A 13,674-nucleotide genomic window follows, 5' to 3' on the forward strand; every position below is an offset into this window, starting at 1 on the left:
CCGGGACCAGATCGTATGAGTCGTTGCACCATCCCTTAGCGTGCTTCCGAACAGCTTCAAACATCGACACCTGACGTCACGCAGACGTGAACCGCGAGGCTACCGACTCACGCATCCTCGCCACATCAACGTCGCCGGCTGTCTGCTCTGTAAGCACTTTGGCTAACCGTTTTGGCCAGAGCACGTGAACGCCACGAGTCGAGAACGCGCCCCCGATCAGGGGCCAGTCTGCTTCGATGAAGCACATCGCCCCGGTGACCGGAACATCCCCGACGAGATCGCGCACGACGTCGACCTGTTTGAGCACCCCATCGACCAGTTTCGTGCAATCACGCCGGCCAACGAGGAGCTTCTCGACGCGTGGGCGAAGGATGCCACCCTCGATCTTCAGTTCAGGCCGTCCCTTGTACCGCTTGGCATCGATCACCCAGATCCCACCGGGAGTGATGGCGATGTGGTCGATGTTGGCCTTCGAGCCGGGGATGCGTCGGTCGTGGAGGACAGCCAGGCCATCGGCGGCCAGGGCATTAAGCCGAGCGCCGAGGCGTTCCTCACCGATCGCGCCTCGATCCCAGGACTTGGTGTGCGACCGCTCGTCAGAAAGGGCGACTGCCAGGCCACCGAAGCGACCCCACTTATCGCGGAGCTTTTCCTCGTCCTTCGCCTTGCGGCGCTCATATTCGCGCCGGGCAGACGACCCGGCTACTCCGGACTCAGTGGACAACGACTCATCACAAGGTGGTTCCAAGTCGGGGACATAGTTTCCGTGGCCTCGGTGGCACACACCAAGCAGCGGATGGTCTTCGTCTCGCTCTCATAGATCGCTTCTGTCCCGGCCGGAAGAGAGGCACCGCACAGCCGACAGGCTCGGGCGTACCGGAGCCTCATCTGCTTCACGAGGAGGCACCTTGGATCACCGGCACGGACCCAGTCTGCTTGTAGATCACGGCGGTTAGTCCGCGGATACCCTTTGCCATGGCCCAATCTTCGCCCACGGCAGGAACTTTTTCGGGTGAGCCGCGCGTAGCGGCACCCAAAGACCTCGCGAACTGTCTCAGTAGAGGATGGCACACTGGGACACCTTGAGCGCGAGATGAAACTCATTCGAGCGCTTGAATCCGACTGCGACTGTGAGCGTGGTGATTCTGCCGGCAGAGATGACATGGCCTTTCCCGGTGCTGCAGTTGACCACCACACCGCATGCCGGAATCCGCCGAGCCCCCTTCCTTCTTGGCTGGGTGACGTAGCATTCTGAGACAACGACAGCCAGCCAGGTGTTTAGCAAGAAATTCAATGCCCTTGCAGCGCATCTGACTATGACCAAGGCAGAGTGGGGGAAATGAACGGACGTGTATTCGGAACTGCCCTGATGGGGACGCTATCAGCACCGGCGAGCCGGAGTTGACGATGACGACGGTGCAAGTGCGAGCGACTCCTCGTATCCTTCGGATTCGACCTTCGCTTTGGTGCCGACCACGACGACGGCGACGTCTGCCTGGCGGGGGAAACCCGCGCTAGCCGCCGGTTCTGGGTGCGAGGAGGATCTGCACGGCCTCGATCCGTTTGCCCATACCCGACGTGCCCGCCGTTCCGCCGTCGGCGACCCATGACTGCCAGCCCAAATCTTGCACGTGGGCGCGGTAGTGGATCCTGTAATGGTTCGCCATCTCACCGGTCAGCCTGATTTCAAACGCTTCCAAACGTAGCCCTTGCCCGACTGTGCCGATGGGATTGGCCGAGGATGTCCACGGCTGCCAGCCGATCGACTGCACATGCCCCCGCCACTCGATGTCCCCGGTATAAGCCGTGCTGGACACGTTGAGGCGCAACGCCTCGACCCGAAGGGCCCGACCCGTGGTCCCGGCGACGGTCCCATCCGAAACGTTCGCCATCCAGCCGAGGTTCTGAACGTGGGCGGCGTACACGGCAGTGAATGCCGGTGCGACCTTCGGAACCAACTCGATCGTAACGGCCTCCACCCGCCGACCTTGCCCGACGGTGCCGGCCGTGGCTCCGTCGATCCCGTACGGCTGCCAGCCGACGTTCTCCACGTGGGCTCGATACCTGATGCTGTACTGCGAGGCCAGATCCCCCGTCAACCGCAGCTGGAACGCCTCCAGGCGCAGACCGCGCCCGGTCGTTCCGATCGGGGACGCCGACGTCGTCCATGGCTGCCAGCCGATGTTCTGCACATGCCCCCTCCACAGAATGTCGCCCGACAGGCGGTCTCCTGCCACCGACAGACGCAACGCCTCCATCGGCAGTGACCGGCCGGTCGTTCCTGCGGTGGCGCCGTCCGAGACGCTCGACTGCCAGCCGATGGTCGCGACGTGGGCCTGGTAGACCCCGATGCACGTCATGTCGTAGTCGTAGGTGCCGTCGGTCCATTGCGCGATGTGGACGGTGCCGCCGGAGAAGCTGCGATTCACACAGAGGTCGGATGCTTCACTGGCGAAGTCGAGACGCCCTGCCGGTGACCAGACGGGCACGTCGGGAAGCTGCCACGATCCGGTGATGGCCTCCCAACCGCTCAAATAGGAGTAGATCCCGTGCGGGTACCCGGCGTCCGCGAGTGCGGCCAGGAGCCCGGAGATGACGTACCGGTTCTCCTGCCGCTGGGCTGCTGTCAAGCTGGGCCAGGGCTGTTGCGGGCGGGGCTCGACGTCGACCCAGATTCTCTCCGGTCGCCATCCCACCTCATCGAGAGACGCGAGAGCCGCGCGGCCCTCGGCGTAGCCGACGTTGCGCAGCCGGTCCGGCCTGGTGCTCGCGGGCCAGGGCCGTCGTCGCCGTAGGTGTGTCAACTGCAACTTTAAACTGACCGCTGGCTGCAGTTTGCGTTGACCGGTGGCTGCAATGGACTGACCGGTGGCGGCAAGTACTTTTGAACACTGGTCAGGCGCCTGGGGCATGCTGGGGTTGGGGCGCCTGACCACGTTGCGGGTTAGTTCATCGGGCGGGTTCCTTTCCCGTTTTGGGCTTGCATGAGCCGGACGGACTCGCCGCTGGTTTGGCATAGGTGCGCGTGGTGCATAAGCCGGTCCACGGTCGCGGTGGCGATGGTTTTGGGCATCAGCTCATCAAAGCCGCTGGGGTGGATATTCGAGCTGATCGCCAGGGATCGCTTCTCGTAGGAGGCCTCCACGACGCGGTAGAAGCCCTCGGCGGCATCGCCGGAAACCGGCAGGAGTCCGATGTCATCGATGCAAATCAAATCCACGCTGGTAACGCGGGTGATGGCTTTGTTCACGCTGTCATCGATGCGGTGCCGGCGCACGAGGGCGCCGAGGTCCTCCAGGCTCAGCCACGACACGGACATGCCTTCGTCGATGGCCTGCTGGCCCAGGGATTCCAGCAGCAGGGTCTTCCCGGTCCCGGAGGGCCCGCACGCGATCAGGTTCTCCCGCCGCCGCACCCACTCCAGGGTCCGCAGGAACGAGGTCGTCGCCGCAGGGAGGGTGGAGAGGGACTCGTCCCAGACATCGAAGGTTTTCCCGGTGGGAAACCCCGCGCGTTTACGCCGGGTGGTTAGCATCGACCGGTTCCTGCCGGTCGCCTCGGCCTCGAGCAGGACGCGAATGACTTCTGTGGGGTCCCAGCGCTGGGCCTTCGCGGTCGCCAACACCTCGGCGACCACGGCGCGGGCGTGCGGCATGCGGGTGGTGCGCATCAAGGCGATGATGTGCTCCACATCCGCCAGCGGGCTGGCGGCAAGGGTTGTCGCGCTCATTCGGTGGCTCCTTCAAGATCAATATCGTCGCTGGTATTTGTGCTGGCGGTGCCGAAGTTGGCCCATGCGCTGGTGCCCTGACTCAGCCACTGGCCTTGATCGGTGACGGTGTGCCGGGTAGTGCTGATGGTGCTTGGCGGCTGGCCGGTGGCGGTGTTGGTGATGATGGAGACCAGGTCCTCGTGGCTGAAGCGGTGGTGCACGGCGGCCGCGCCGAGGCCCTGGTCAACCACGTCATTGCCCATGACCTTGGCCAGGGTGGCGGCGCGTTCCATCTTGTGGCGGATCTTGTTCGTCCCGGCCGCGGCGGCTTCCTTGAGCCAGAGCGCTGCCCCGGCGCCCAAGGCCAGGAACTCCTCCTCGGCCTTGTTCGTGGGGCGAATAACCCGTTCCAGGGCCCCGCCGGAAGCAGGAGGGAAATGGGAATCAATGATCGCCGGCACGCCGGGGCGGGTAAGTTCGTGCCGGGCGACTTCCACCGGCCCCTGCTCGCCGACATGGACAATGATGACCTCGGCGTCGGTGCCGCGCACCCAGAGCCTCTGCCCCATCAGCGTGTGCGGGACGGAGTAGCGGGAGTGCTCGTAGGTGACCATGGGCGTGTTCGGCGGGACCTGCCGGACCTGCCCGAAACTGGCCGTCACCGGCACTGCCGGGACCGGGTGCAGCTTGGGCTGTTCGATCAGTCTCAGCATGTCCCTGGGGATCTCCAGGGTGGCACGGTGCACCTTGGAATTCACATCCTCCATAAACGCCTCGCACGCCGCTTCCAGCTCGGCGAAGGAGGCGTAGTCCGAGCGCAGGTTCGTGTCTTTGGGGACGATGTCGGCTTTGGCGATCTTGACCGCGTTCTCCACCCCGCCCTTCGAGGCCGGGTCCGCCGGCATGCAGGTGTGCACGGCGGTGGAGTAGTGCCGGGCGAACGCGACGATCTGCGGGTTACGGACCGGCACCCCGGCGACGTGCTCGATCGTGACGGTTTTCTCATTGTCGGTCAAAACGTACGTTGGGACGCCCCCGATGAGCCTGAAAGAGCGGTCCAGGGCGGCGAACACGCTCGGCATCGTCTTATCCCGCAAGGGAATCACGATACGGAAGCGTGAATACGCCAGCCAGGCCACGAACAACACCGTTTTGGCGCCGTCAACGACGGGCCCGTCTCCGTAGTCCCATTGGAGCCACAAACCTGGCTCCACAGTCCAGGGGCGGTGAACACGCGTGTTTTGGGCCCGATATTTCGACTTCAGCCCGGCCAGCACGTACCGGGTCGTGCGGATCGATCCGGGATAGCCCAGATCAACGAGTTTTCCGTGCACAACGTCCCCGCGGATCTTCCCGCGGGACTGCTCGACCAGCGACTTCATCTGCGGCAGGAACGGGTCGGTGATCCGGCCCCGCTGGCGGGCGACCGGCGCCTGGACGCCTTCCTGCCGGGCCTTCACATACGAACGGACAGTGTTGTGCGAAACGCCGCAGATCTTCGCGGCATCCCGGTACGACCGGGTCAAATCATAAGCAGCTAAAATTTCCATGAACTCTCCTGGAGACTTCACATCAAGCCCCTTCCTTCCCACGATGGGTGAAACAAAAAACGATTGGCATCGCTATTTCACCGCGGAAGGAAGGGGCTCTCCCCGTAATGACACGGGGGGATGGACAAGGGAATCCCAGCAAGCCCCGGCCACACGCACGGCCAAGAACTGGTCAAAAGTACTTGCAGCCACTGGTCAAAACCACTGCCGCGAACGGTCAATCCAAATTGCCGTCTCTGGTCAGTTTAAAGTTGCAGCTAACATAGGTGTCGTATTGCGCGGTGGTGGGATAGGTAGCCATGGCGTAGGCCTGAGCCCGGACGCCTCGGTCGAGCACCCACTGGAACTGCCCGTCCAGGCAGGGGTTCTCGGTGAACGCGAGTCCGTTCGTCAGCCCCACGACCACGAACTCCGTGTCTTCCGGCGGCATCGGAAGACCGCCCGGACACTGTGGCCACGAAACGTCATGTCCGTAGTCGACTGCTCGGGCGGGTGCAGCGAACAGCACGCCGAGTGCGATCACAAGTAAAACCGCCAGGAGCCGGGGCGTGGATGCCCGGGAGCGGCGGCCAGGTCGAAGAGCACCAAGGCCGGCCATGATGGCCCCCCTATTCGAAGGATGACCAAATCATCCCACTCGGCCGCCTTCGCCGCTAGGGGAAACGCCCCTGTGCACGCCCCTGCCGACGTGATCAAACGGCTGGCAGGGAGTGGCCCCAGTACCTGCGCGACCGGCGGATCAGCGTTCCGAGCCCATGGCATCCGTTTCAGGAGTGTCGCTCGAGGCGAGTGCACAGTCTTGGACGTCGAACCGCTGCTTCGAAACGGTGCGACGCTCGAACTTGATAGTCGCCGACCGGTTTCAGAACTGGCGGATGAGGTTGAACGCCTCATGACTTCCAACCTGAGGTAACGCCCGCAAGCGCATCGTTTTGCGGGCAGCAGTGTTCATGCTGGGTGTAGCGCGGATGCGGTTGTTTCGGCTACGGGATCGTCTCCACGGACAGGGCCCTTAGCCAGCCATCTGTGGTCTCACCGTTGATCGTAGCCTCACCCATTTCTACAGTCATCTGGACCTTTGTACCGTCCTGCCACCCGGCCGCAGCTGACTTGTCAACGAACACGGACAGGTCTTGGGCTCCCCCCTTGGGCCTTTAGCATGACAGTGAACTCCCCGGTGGCCCCGGTCATCCATAGTTCGGACATGAACAGTTCGCCAGTCAATTGAAACTGGTCCCCAGCCTTGATTCCACCCAATTGGGCGGAGCTGAGCTTGTCTAGCAACTCATCGACGGTGATAGCTGTGACGGCAGGGTTGGCAGGCGCGGGCTCGACTGATGGCGTGCTTGCTCCAGTTGGCGCAGTTTGGGACGGAGGTTGCGACGGAAGGGTTGCCGCGTCGTTGCTCGAACTATCCCCGCCCCCGAGCGCGCTCATCATGGCAGCGCCATAATCACGAGCGCAATCAGGCCGCCGCCGATCCCGATCAGTTTCCACGGGATCTCTGGTTTCGGGCGTCGGAAGGTCAGCTCCGTCCGCAACGTCCCTTGAGTCTGGAAAACAAACTCCCAGCCCTCATTCTCTAACTTGGCTCTCGTCCTGGCCTCCATGCCACGAACCGTCTTCACGGACCTCGTCTCGTACTTCACACCCGTTGCTGTCGTCATACTGTTCCCCCTCGGCGCCGGATATCAAACACTCACTCTTCGAGAGCTTAGAGTGGCGCGACGGTGTCCAAGTCGGCCCCAAAGCGACACACTTCGCAGCGTTGTGCGTGCAGAACCCATACGCGCTTTACAACCGGATTGCGGGCGACAGTAGCGGCCTAGGCTCCGCCGTTGGCGAGCCCCATAAACATCGTCCGGTGCAGCACGTCCACGTGCTTTCGCGAGACCTCCACGGCTTCACTGACATCGCCCGCACGTAGCGCTGCCACCAGCGCCACGTGGTCGCAGTTCGATTTGTGCAGCAGTTCGATGGGGTAGGGGATGAAGTAGGCGTAGAGCTCCGTCAGTGTCTCGTGGTACGCCTCGACGGCGGTGCCCAGCCCTGACGCGGTACCCACCAGCTGGTGGAACTGCTCGTCCGCCTGGTGGTAGTCGGACCAGTCCGCGGACTCTGCCATCTCGCGGGTCAGCCGGTCGAGCTCATCAAGCTGTTCAGCCGTGGCGTTGAGCGTCGCGTAGTGCGTCACGGCGCATTCAAACAGCAGCCTGCGGTCCACCAGCCGGTTCACGGCCTGGGATTCGGCCGGCGACGCCGAGAGTTCGGCCAGCACGCTCTGCGGAGGCTCATCCGCCACAAACGTTCCGCCGGCCCGGCCCCGGCGGCGGACCACCACGCCCTGCTCCGCCAGGCTCGCCAGCGCGCGGCGCGCCGTGATCGGGCTGACCGACAGGCCCAGGGCCACGTCCTCCTGGTCGGGCAGTCGCTCGCCGGGTTTCAGCAGCCCCAGCGAAATCGCCATGCCGATCCGCAGCCGCACGGCATCAATGGCGCTGCGGCGATCGATGCCGGCCAGCCTGCCGGCGCCGATGGGCGAAGTGTCGGCGGTGTCCTCCAACTGACGGGTCATATCCGCTACTTTACGGCCCCAACCTCACTCTTCCCATAATTGGATCATTCTGATCTAATATAGTGCAGATCACATCCCCAACGTGGAGAACGCCATGCAACGCATCCTTCCCCTCATCGCAGCCCAGGCCAGGCCGCGGCTCATCGGCGAACCCGTCTCGGCGTTCGCGGACGAGGTCAAAACTGCCCTCGAAGCACAGCCACACAGCAAGCTGGTCGTCTTCCCCGAGCTGCACCTCTTCGGGGATTCCAACCCGGACCAGCAGCGCACCGAAATGCTCCAGGCTTCGGCCGAACCGCTGGACGGCCCCCGCGTCAAAGAACTGAAACAGCTCACAGCGGACCTCAAAATCTGGCTGGTCCCGGGCAGCGTGTGCGAACGCGGCCCGGAAGGGCAGCTGTTCAACACCCAGCTGGTCCTGTCCCCGGAGGGAGAGCTCGCCGGCTGTTACCGGAAGATCTTCCCCTGGCGGCCCTTCGAGCCCTACGATCCCGGCGACCGGTTCACCACCGTTGACCTGCCGGGCATCGGCAGGGTGGGCCTGAACATCTGCTACGACGCCTGGTTCCCCGAGGTGTCACGCCAGCTCGCGTGGATGGGTGCAGAAGTCATCCTCAACGTCGTCAAAACCACGACGCCGGACCGGCGCCAGGAGCTGGTCCTCGCCAAGGCGAACGCCATCGTGAACCAGGTCTTCGTGGTCAGCGTCAACTGCGCCGGCCCCACGGGTATGGGCCTGAGCCTCATCGTCGACCCGGAAGGCAACACGGTGGCGGAAGCGCCCGACGATGGCCCCGCCCTCCTCACAGCGGAGCTGGACCTTTCCGCCGTCGAGCACGTCCGCAGGCACGGCACCGAAAACCTCAACCGTCCCTGGTCCCAGTTCCGTCCCGGCGAAGGCGCCATCGAACTGCCCGTTTACCAGGGCCGGATCAATCCGGCGACCTGGACCCCCCAGTCCTTCACGTCCTAAGGAACCCCACGTGACAACACAACCCACCCTCACCCGCACCCTAAAGCTGCCGTCGCTGGTGCTGTTCGGCCTGGCGTACCTGACCCCGCTGATAGTCCTGGCCATCTTCGGCCTCATCGCCGAAACCACCGGCGGGGCGTCGCCGGCCGCCTACCTGATGGCGATGGTGGCCATGCTCTTCACCGCCCACAGCTACGGCCGGATGGCCGTCGCACATCCCGTGGCGGGCTCCGCCTACACGTACGTGCGCCGGTCCATCGATCCCAGGGTGGGCTTCTTGGTGGGCTGGGCGATCCTGCTGGACTACCTCTTCCTGCCCATGGTGATCTGGCTGATCGGCGGCTCCTACCTGACCGCGCAGTTCCCGGGCGTGCCCATCGCCGTCTGGATCGTGGGTTTTATCGCCGTCACCACCGCCCTGAACATCCTGGGTATCAAGGTGGCGGACAAGGCCAACTACGTCCTGATGGCGTTCCAGCTGCTGGTGATTGTGTTCTTTGTGGCGCTGGCCGTCGGCAATGTGGTGTCCACCTCGGGCGCCGGCGGGCTGGCCAGCACCCAGCCGTTCTTCAACGACACGTCCAGTTTCGCCACCATCTCCGCCGGCGCTGCCATCGCGGCGTACTCGTTCCTAGGTTTCGACGCCGTCACCACCCTCACCGAGGAAACTGTTGACCCGCGCCGGAACGTGCCCCGCGCCATCATGCTCATCGCCCTGATCGGCGGCGGCATCTTCGTGGCCGTCTCCTACGTGACCCAACTGGTCCATCCCGGGGGAGTGTTCGAGGACTCGGCCTCCGTGGCCAGTGCCATCGCGCTGCAGATCGGCGGCCAGCTGTTCGGGGCGGTGTTCCTCGCCGGGCTGGTGGTGGCGCAGTTCGCGTCCGGCCTCGCCGCGCAGGCCAGTGCCTCGCGGCTGATCTACGCCATGGGCCGCGACTCGGTCCTGCCCAAGGCGGTCTTCGGCCGGCTCAATGCGAAGTTCCACACTCCCGTGGTGAACCTCTTCGTCACCGGCGCCGTCGGGCTGATTGCCATTTTCCTGGACGTGGCCACGTCGACGTCGTTCATCAACTTCGGCGCCTTCACCGCCTTCACGCTGGTGAACGTCTCGGTGGTGTTCCACTACGTGCGGCAGCGGCGTGCCGGGAAGCAGCTGAACCCCGTGTCCTATGTGGTGGTCCCGGCGGTGGGCGCCATCGTCTGCGCCTACCTGCTCTCCCAGCTGGACAGCAACGCGATTACGCTGGGAGTGTCCTGGCTGGTGCTGGGCGTGGTGGTCCTGGCGCTGATCACGCGGGGCTTCCGGGCGGCGCCGCCGGAAATGACGACGACGGAAAAGGCGACCGTCGAGGCCGCCGCCTAGGTTTGGGGTTCTTCGGGCGACGAGGTCAATGAACGGGAGGTGGAGGCGTGAGGATAGCCCTCGGACAGTTGGAGTCCGGCACCGACATCGAGGCGAATCTTGCCGCGATCGACCGGTTCGCCGCGTCGGCAGCCGGCGACGACGCCGGGCTGGTCGCCTTCCCGGAGTACGCCACCTACGAGAAAAAGAAGGTGGATGCGACGTTCCCCGAGATGGCCGAGCCGCTGGACGGTCCGATCTGCCAGGAACTCGCAGCCACCGCGGCCCGTCACAGCATCGCGTTGGTGGCGGGAGTGGTGGAAACCTCTGAGGAGCCGGGCAAGGCGTACAACACGCTGGTGGCGTACGGGCCCGACGGGTCTCGTCTCGCCATATACCGAAAGATTCACCTTTTCGATGCCCAGGGCTTCGGGGAGTCGACGTTTATCAAGCCAGGTCCGTCCACGGAACCGGTTGTCTTCGAGTCCCGGGGAGCACGCTTCGGCCTGATGGCCTGCTACGACCTGAGGTTCCCGGAGCTGGCCAGGTCACTGGCCGACGCCGGCGCCCAGGTCCTGCTGGTCTGCTCGTCGTGGGTGCCGGGCACCCACAAGACAGAGCAGTGGCTGGCGCTGAATGCGGCGCGCGCCATCGAGAACAGCGTGTACGTGGCAGGGGTGTGCCAGGCGCCCCCGGTGTCCGTGGGCCGCAGTGTTCTGGTTGACCCCATGGGTGTTATTGAAGCCGATCTCGGCCTGGAAACCGGAGTGCGGGCGGTGGATGTCTCGATTGAGACGGTGGCACGGGTGCGGGAGCCGTTCCCGATGTTCCGGCGAAGGCGGTTGTAGATGGCCGGGTGGCAACAATGGTCCACGACCCGTTGCCTTGTGCGTTCCTTCGCTAGCTGCCTCTCTTGCGGCCTAACGGAGGAAGACTTGTCGAACCCGAGGCTTCCGCCTGACGTTGACTGCTGGAACCTCATCACGATGACTTACCACTTTGACTCATCGGCAGCCTCCAAAGCGGTCATGCAACTTCAGTAAGTGGCAGCCGAAAGTCGGAGGCCTTTTCGGCGCGAAAATCAATGTCGCGTCGTATTTGCTAGATTGCCCAATCTGGCACTATTGTCACTTCTTAGTTGGGGAATTGTGTCATTCGGACTGATCTGGGGATTACCCCGGCGTCGTTGTTTAGAGACAAAAAACTTCAGCTCGCACCCAAGAGCAACTCTAGACAGGAACCGCAAATGACCGAGAATAGTACACAAGCCGACGTTAAGGGTAACGCAAGAGCCCAAGCAGCAGCCGACAAGGCCTACCGTAAGGCATCACGTCCTTGGTTCAAGAAGAAGCGATTCCTTCTCCCTCTGATTATCTTGATCGTTATTATCATCGCGACTGCTTCCAACTCGGGGAAAAAGGACACCGCAGCGACGAGCGCTCCGGCAACGACGGCGGCAAGTGCTCCAGCCGCCAACCCGGCCGCTCCTGCTGCCGCCGCCGTATGGACAAAGGTCGCTGAGCTGTCGGGGTCAGCCGATATGGCAAGCCAGTCATTCCAGTTGTCAGGCAAGGAAGCCCGACTTGTTTACTCATTCACGGGCGGAAAGATGCTCAACGATCAGTCTGCGGCAATCGGCGCGATCTACCTGATGGACGACGGCAAAGATAAAACGAAGGACGGCGGCATACCGCTCAAGATGCTTAGCAAGGATGAGTCGAGTGAAACGGCAGTCCACAAGTCTGCAGGTAAGTACTACCTCGACGTGACGGCGGCCAACTTCGAGGCCTGGACCATTACCGTCGAAGAGAAGCAGTAGTCCTAGTCAAATTGCGAAACAGGTTCCCGTGAGTTCTAGGAGCGTGGGGCGGTAGTGGTTTCCGTCATCCAGGAGTGGTCCTGTCTACTGACCGGTGACACGTTGCCATCTTGATGGCCGGGCTGTCCGCGGCGGTGGTGGGCCTCCTTCGAGGATTGGCAGCGGCCGCGGGCCGGGCAGCCGTGGCCGCCTTGGCCCGTGGGTCAGGCTCCGGCCGGGGCGTTGAGACCGGCTTTGGCTTTGAAAGTGAACAATTTCAGCAGGTTGTGACAGCCTGCCATCAGTTCCCACTCGTGTTTGGCCTGTTCGAGGCCGCGCAGGAGTGCGTGTTTGCCCTGGCGGGTGTGGATTTGCCCGAAGACCGGTTCGATGATCGCCTTGCGCCGCGCGTAAACGGCCCGGCCCTTCTTGGTTTTGAGTTTCCTCGCCATCCGTTCCCGGAGTGTGGCGGTGGCCGGGATCCTGCCCCGGGGCGTCTCGGGAACCTTTTCGCCGTGTTTGAGCCGGCCGGTCGCGATGAAGAACTCGGTCCCGCCGGCGGCCTCGATTTCCTTCACGTGTTCGAGGTTGGCTGCTGAACAATATCCGGCATCAATGGTCCATTGGGCGGGCATCCGGCCCAGGGTTTCGGCGGTGCGTTCGGTCATCGGGACCAGTTGCTGCACGTCCACCGCGGTGTTGTTCAGATCGGTGGCGACGATGACCTGATGGTCCGCGTCGACCACGGCCTGGGCGTTGTAGCAATAGTGGTACGAGCCGTCTGCGGTCTTCATGATCCGGGAGTCGGGGTCCGTGAAATTGCGCTGGGCCCTCGGTCTGACCTCCGCTTTGGCCGCGGCTTCCTCGCCCTTGGCCGCAGCCGCCCCGTCGTCATCGCCGCGGTCCCGGGCTTTCTGCTCCGCCTCTTGGCGTGCTTTGGCTGCTGCGTCCTCTTCGAGCTGTTTGCGGGCCGCGGCCATCTTCGCCAGCCGCGATTGCCGGTCGGCCAGGTCCGGCGGGAGCTCATCGCCGCGCGTATCCGCCCCGAACCGGGCATCCTCCTCCCTGTCCACGGCCTCGGCGTCGGCGAGCATGTCCGAGACCTCCGCGGCGAGGATCCTCTGTTTTTCGGTCAGCCGTCCGTAGCTCATCGCCTTTCGCCGGGACGCGTTGGCCCGGACCTTCGTCCCGTCCAGGGCAACCCGGCCCAAGGAGACCATGCCCGCGGCCCGGCAGAGTTCCAGCGCCTGCAGGAACACGTTCCCCAACGCCGCGAGATGGCGTTTGCGGAACCGGCCGATGGACCGGAAATCCGGTGCCTGCTGCCCGGCCAGCCAACGGAACGCGACCACGTCCACGCACGCCCGCTCCAACTCCCGGGAGGAACGCACCCCGACGCAGTAGCCGTAAAGCAGGACCCGGACCATCAACCGCGGATCATACGGCGGCTGGCCCTTCGTCTTCCCATACGAGCCGTAGAACCGGGACAGATTCAGCTCCCGGGACACCAGATCAGCGATGAACCGGGCCAGATGATTGCCCGGCAACCACTCATCCAGCGACGGCGGGACCAGCATCACCGCGTCCGGCTCAAAGGATTTGAACCGCTTCTTCACACCAGCACCGGCCTCAACGATCCCGTCATCAAAACGCTCCACCCGCTCCACGAGAGCTTCATCAAAAAGGCCATCCTGGGAACCGGAATTCATACTCCCGATTCT

12 protein-coding genes are annotated in these 13,674 nt (G+C 63.8%); 4 read left to right on the forward strand and 8 right to left on the reverse strand.

Annotated elements, in window-relative coordinates; translation table 11 throughout:
• Positions 1-76: 76 nt before the first annotated feature.
• The 7 genes from FCN77_RS05550 to FCN77_RS05580 all read right to left on the reverse strand — a co-directional run bounded on the left by FCN77_RS05550 (position 77) and on the right by FCN77_RS05580 (position 7,837).
• Positions 77-724, reverse strand: a complete 648-nt coding sequence (locus tag FCN77_RS05550) for a nuclease-related domain-containing protein (RefSeq protein WP_254678863.1) — start codon at positions 722-724, stop codon at positions 77-79.
• 790 nt (positions 725-1,514) lie between these two features.
• Positions 1,515-2,630, reverse strand: a complete 1,116-nt coding sequence (locus tag FCN77_RS05555; RefSeq protein ID WP_254678864.1) for an Ig domain-containing protein — start codon at positions 2,628-2,630, stop codon at positions 1,515-1,517.
• Positions 2,631-2,944: 314 nt separating this feature from the next.
• Complete coding sequence (locus FCN77_RS05560; protein WP_137321461.1) at positions 2,945-3,730, reverse strand: ATP-binding protein; 786 nt, start codon at positions 3,728-3,730, stop codon at positions 2,945-2,947.
• The gene (gene istA, locus FCN77_RS05565; RefSeq protein WP_175417151.1) at positions 3,727-5,283 is read right to left on the reverse strand and encodes an IS21 family transposase; all 1,557 of its coding nucleotides are present in this window, start codon (positions 5,281-5,283) and stop codon (positions 3,727-3,729) included. The genes FCN77_RS05560 and istA overlap by 4 nt, the downstream gene beginning before the upstream one ends.
• Before the next feature lie 196 nt (positions 5,284-5,479).
• Entirely contained in the window at positions 5,480-5,785 is a 306-nt protein-coding gene (locus FCN77_RS05570) for a hypothetical protein (RefSeq protein WP_254678865.1), read from the reverse strand.
• Positions 5,786-6,698: 913 nt separating this feature from the next.
• Positions 6,699-6,929, reverse strand: coding sequence for a hypothetical protein (locus FCN77_RS05575; protein ID WP_137321463.1), 231 nt, complete (start codon positions 6,927-6,929; stop codon positions 6,699-6,701).
• Between the two features lie 158 nt (positions 6,930-7,087).
• Positions 7,088-7,837, reverse strand: coding sequence for a FadR/GntR family transcriptional regulator (locus tag FCN77_RS05580; protein WP_137321464.1), 750 nt, complete (start codon positions 7,835-7,837; stop codon positions 7,088-7,090).
• A gap of 94 nt (positions 7,838-7,931) precedes the next feature.
• Here FCN77_RS05580 and FCN77_RS05585 point away from each other — a divergent pair, with 94 nt between their 5' ends.
• The 4 genes from FCN77_RS05585 to FCN77_RS05600 all read left to right on the forward strand — a co-directional run bounded on the left by FCN77_RS05585 (position 7,932) and on the right by FCN77_RS05600 (position 11,974).
• On the forward strand, positions 7,932-8,810 hold the full coding sequence (locus FCN77_RS05585; RefSeq protein WP_137321465.1) for a carbon-nitrogen hydrolase family protein: 879 nt from the start codon (positions 7,932-7,934) through the stop codon (positions 8,808-8,810).
• Positions 8,811-8,820: 10 nt separating this feature from the next.
• Positions 8,821-10,176, forward strand: a complete 1,356-nt coding sequence (locus FCN77_RS05590) for an APC family permease (protein WP_137321466.1) — start codon at positions 8,821-8,823, stop codon at positions 10,174-10,176.
• Between the two features lie 47 nt (positions 10,177-10,223).
• Positions 10,224-11,003, forward strand: a complete 780-nt coding sequence (locus tag FCN77_RS05595) for a carbon-nitrogen hydrolase family protein (protein ID WP_137321467.1) — start codon at positions 10,224-10,226, stop codon at positions 11,001-11,003.
• 398 nt (positions 11,004-11,401) lie between these two features.
• The gene (locus FCN77_RS05600) at positions 11,402-11,974 is read left to right on the forward strand and encodes a hypothetical protein (protein WP_137321468.1); all 573 of its coding nucleotides are present in this window, start codon (positions 11,402-11,404) and stop codon (positions 11,972-11,974) included.
• 203 nt (positions 11,975-12,177) lie between these two features.
• Here FCN77_RS05600 and FCN77_RS05605 read toward each other — a convergent pair whose 3' ends face one another.
• Positions 12,178-13,662, reverse strand: a complete 1,485-nt coding sequence (locus tag FCN77_RS05605; protein WP_137320619.1) for an IS1182 family transposase — start codon at positions 13,660-13,662, stop codon at positions 12,178-12,180.
• Between the last annotated feature and the right edge of the window lie 12 nt (positions 13,663-13,674).

The sequence above is a fragment of the Arthrobacter sp. 24S4-2 genome, assembly GCF_005280255.1.
Lineage (GTDB): Bacteria > Actinomycetota > Actinomycetes > Actinomycetales > Micrococcaceae > Arthrobacter.

Excerpts from the sequence above, each read along its gene's own strand:
- FCN77_RS05560 (WP_137321461.1), bottom strand. The coding sequence starts at position 3,730 with ATGAGCGCGACAACCCTTGCCGCCAGCCCGCTGGCGGATGTGGAGCAC.
- FCN77_RS05575 (WP_137321463.1), bottom strand. The coding sequence starts at position 6,929 with ATGACGACAGCAACGGGTGTGAAGTACGAGACGAGGTCCGTGAAGACG.
- FCN77_RS05580 (WP_137321464.1), bottom strand. The coding sequence starts at position 7,837 with ATGACCCGTCAGTTGGAGGACACCGCCGACACTTCGCCCATCGGCGCC.
- FCN77_RS05585 (WP_137321465.1), top strand. The coding sequence starts at position 7,932 with ATGCAACGCATCCTTCCCCTCATCGCAGCCCAGGCCAGGCCGCGGCTC.
- FCN77_RS05600 (WP_137321468.1), top strand. The coding sequence starts at position 11,402 with ATGACCGAGAATAGTACACAAGCCGACGTTAAGGGTAACGCAAGAGCC.
- FCN77_RS05605 (WP_137320619.1), bottom strand. The coding sequence starts at position 13,662 with ATGAATTCCGGTTCCCAGGATGGCCTTTTTGATGAAGCTCTCGTGGAG.